This window comes from Dehalococcoidia bacterium (genome assembly GCA_028711995.1).
Taxonomy (GTDB): domain Bacteria; phylum Chloroflexota; class Dehalococcoidia; order SZUA-161; family SpSt-899; genus JAQTRE01.
This window is the reverse complement of the sequence record JAQTRE010000206.1, coordinates 1-3,533: the sequence shown is the minus strand read 5'-3', so window position 1 is coordinate 3,533 and position 3,533 is coordinate 1. Positions and strand designations below refer to the sequence as shown.

Sequence of the window (3,533 nt, the reverse complement as noted above, 5' to 3'; positions counted from 1 at the left end):
GCTCTGCAGCTAGTTCTGCGAGGGTCAATGGGTCGTGCGAAAGATCTGGGTCTCCGACCAATGCACCATCAGCCCCCAACTGTAGCAGCAGATCATTCCAACCTGGAAGTCCGGCACCGAAGGAAAGTCCTGCGCCGAAGAATGTCGCCACATGGTTGTTCTGATAGGCCTGCACTATGCGCGGTGGCCAGAACGATTTAAACTCCCGCCAGTTTACTTCTTCGCTGTTCGACCTGGCGATCAGACCTTCGAGAACCTTAATCACTTCACAAAGAACTTCGCTATCACAACAGTATTCCAGGTGATCGCTCAAGGTCTGTTTGAACACTGTAGAATCAAATCGCGAGTAGGGCATTTTGGAGCCTCCGAGCTATAAAGAAGAACTGCGCAAATCAATAGCAGATAAACCGACCGGGGTAATACGTTTGTCACATCCAACTGTACGTATTATACTATAACAAAGCTTGCCTGACAATGCATAGTGTGACTTGTAAGTTCTCAGAACTGCTCAGAATGGTTTGCATGCCTGAGAGGGCAAGGCTCCAGTCGAGCCGTGTACATTCGAAGAGACTTGGCTCGGGAAAACCTGCACACAGGAGATACCTGTTGCTGTGTTGAATCATGTGCTAGGTCGGCAGAAACAAGACGGGGGCGAACTGCGGTGCTGTGTCTTGACAACGCTAAGAACTTGAGTTAAAGAGCGTTGTCGCGGATTGTTCTCTGAATGGCAGGAGTCAGGCAACAATGTTGTATGTGTTGGGGCCAGTGGTTGTCTTAGAATTGCTGTATACATCTCTCGAACCAGAAAAACACATAAACCATTTCAAGGAAATCCAAAGTGCACACCGCGCTGGACTAGTAAAGAGGGATGAGACGATTTCGATGAAAGAGAAAGTGGTGAGCCAGTTTCTTATTACAAACCAATCTCTCAACCATTTGGCCCTGTCAGCGACGCTGGCGGGGGTTTGTTGTTTTCCGAGCGTGGAAGCGGCTGTTCTGACGAATCAAGCGTCGGAATCTCGTAGTCGAGGTTCATGCCCCAAACCCCACATTTTGCCCCCAAATTCTCTGTTCTCCGGCACTTTCTCTGAATCTTTGTGACTACCCCAAAGTTCGACTACGAGATTTTTGAGCTCAAAATCGGCTTTTGGAGCTGGGAGGTTTCGAGTCCAACACGGTGTCCAGATTTAGGTTGGAGTAGTGCGACCCAGTGCACCGCAGCCGCTTACGCAGAGCGGAAAACGTCATTAGCATCGCCGCCTAGGCAGCGCCTACTCGATAATGTCTGCTATAATTGTACACACAGGTCATGTGGTTGATGCGGAAGGGATGCTTTGTATGACTGATCCGATAATGGCGCATGTTTCGAAGCCAGGATTCGAGCAAATGTGCAACTTTGTTGCTGTATCGTCAGTTAGAGATCACGAAGATGCTATCAAGCAGTTGGTCCTTCAGTGTCTTGTTATCCTGTCGGAGGACACGTTTCACGAAACCAAGCAACTCAGTGAAGCGGTGGAGATCCTGTTCGGGTTGCGCTTTCCTGAGCACCAAATCGAGCAGGCAATTGATGGATTGTTACAAGACCAGATGCTTCTTCGCCCCACAGGTGCCGGAATCGTAATGCAGCCACAGCTGCGTGGAGAACGTCAAGCGGCTATTCAGGCAGCAAAGGATCTGGAGTGCAGAGTAAGAGATGAATGGCTAGAGACCGTCGCTCTTTCTTCGCCTGCATTGCCATTGGATGGAGTATGGAAAGCACTTCGCGATTATCTGGCACAGGCATTCCGACGCCATGGTATGCAGGCTGTCGCATTACTTGACCCGAATACCGGTACCGGGCTAGATCAGGCCGAAAAACTATCGTCGCTCCTCAATTCTGCACTGGAAGCCAATGTTGAGCGAGAGTATCACCAAGACGCGAGGGCTGCGATATCTAGTTTCCTGGCAGAGGCTGGCAAACATGCAAACCGTTCGCGATATATAGCCGAACTTGGTGATGGAGCGTTCAACTACTTCTCCCTCACTGTAGATCCCAAAGTGGCCAAGGAATTCCGCGAACGTGTGAGTGAGCTTACTCTCTTTCTGGATACGAATTTCTTATTTGGTATTCTTGATCTCCACGTAAATCCACATGTCCAGGTGTCGCACGATTTATTGCGTGCTGTAGAAGACTACAAGTTGCCGTTCAAACTGCGTTACCACGAGAGTACAGCACGCGAAATGGCTGCCACGATTGACTACTATGGCAGTGTGCTAAAGTCCAGGCATTGGACCCAAAGCCTCAGTCGCGCTGGAGTCAAGTCACGATGCCTATCTGGTATCGAGATGAAATATCACGAGCGGAACGCTGCAATACCTATGGAGCCTGGTGTGTTTATTAAGCCCTACGAGCATCTGGATGCATTACTTGACGACCTTGGCATAAAGATATACCGCCCTAATGACTCGCGATTACAGGAAAGAAGCGATCTGCTCAACCGGTATGAAGGGTTTCTTAAGGAACGCAACCGTGAGAAACCATATGAGAGTATTGAACACGACGCCACGGTCCTGGATGCTGTCCGTATGCTCCGCTCCTCGGTGGCATCATCTTTGGAAGCCGGGGCTTTGCTGATTACTTGTGACTATATGCTCTACAGGTTTGATTGGGAGACCTGCCGCGCAGATAGGAAGCATGCTTGCACCGTTCTTCCCAACATCTTCTGGCAGATCATACGGCCATTTATCCCCTCGGACCCTTCGTTTGATAAGTCGTTTGCCGAGACTTTCGCGATACCGGAATTCCGTACAATAGGGAGCGGCGCGACAAAGGCATGTAGTAAGATGATGTGTCTGCTTGCCGGATACAGCAATGTCTCGGAAGAAACAGCAGCACGGCTTCTTACAAATGATTTACTAATTGACCAACTGCGCACTGAGGATGACCAACAGAGATTTGCGCAGTGTGTTGAAATGGCAATTGCGGACGACAACCAAGCACTCCTTGAGGAGAGGGCCGCCCTAGCCAAACAAATCGAGCGGGAAAAAGAGGCGAGGATTGCGGCCGAGCAAGAGCAGGAACGCGAGCGCCAGGAAAGGCTGGATGCAGAAGAACGGCGTGACCTCGAGAGACAGCAGTTGGAACGTGAGATAGTAGATGCTAAGCACGCACTCGATGAGCAAGAGGTGACATTTGCCAACGAATCCCGATTGTCGGAATCGCAAATTCAGCAGGCGAACCAAGACATAGAAAAGGAACGCCAGGCACGAAAGGGTGCCGAGGAAAAGGCTGAGCAAGAGGCTAAGTCTCGAAAAAAGGCGGAGCATGTTGCCGAGTGTTACGCGATTGCAGCAGGACTACTGCTTAGTCTCGTCCTTATAATTGGAGTCGAGTGGTTGATCTTCCACTATCGTTGGAAATGGTTGCTGACTCATCCTAACAGCTATGGGCTGCAAGTATGCTTTGGGCAGTCAAGTCTGGATTGGGGGTAAGAATGCCACCACGCCAGCTCTTGCCGACTGGGTAATACTGCTACTGAACCACACTCCAAATG

Annotated in this window: 2 protein-coding genes; one reads left to right on the top strand and one right to left on the bottom strand. The window is 50.2% G+C overall.

What is annotated here, in order from left to right; translation table 11 throughout:
- A partial coding sequence (locus PHV74_15530) for a hypothetical protein (GenBank protein ID MDD5095764.1) occupies positions 1-355 on the bottom strand: 355 nt, incomplete at its 3' end.
- 983 nt (positions 356-1,338) lie between these two features.
- On the opposite strand from PHV74_15530, the gene PHV74_15525 reads away from it, so the two are divergent.
- Positions 1,339-3,471, top strand: coding sequence for a hypothetical protein (locus tag PHV74_15525; protein ID MDD5095763.1), 2,133 nt, complete (start codon positions 1,339-1,341; stop codon positions 3,469-3,471).
- The last annotated feature ends 62 nt before the right edge of the window (positions 3,472-3,533 follow it).

What these genes read in the sequence shown, in the direction of transcription:
- PHV74_15525 (MDD5095763.1), top strand. Translation starts at nt 1,339, where the DNA reads ATGACTGATCCGATAATGGCGCATGTTTCGAAGCCAGGATTCGAGCAA.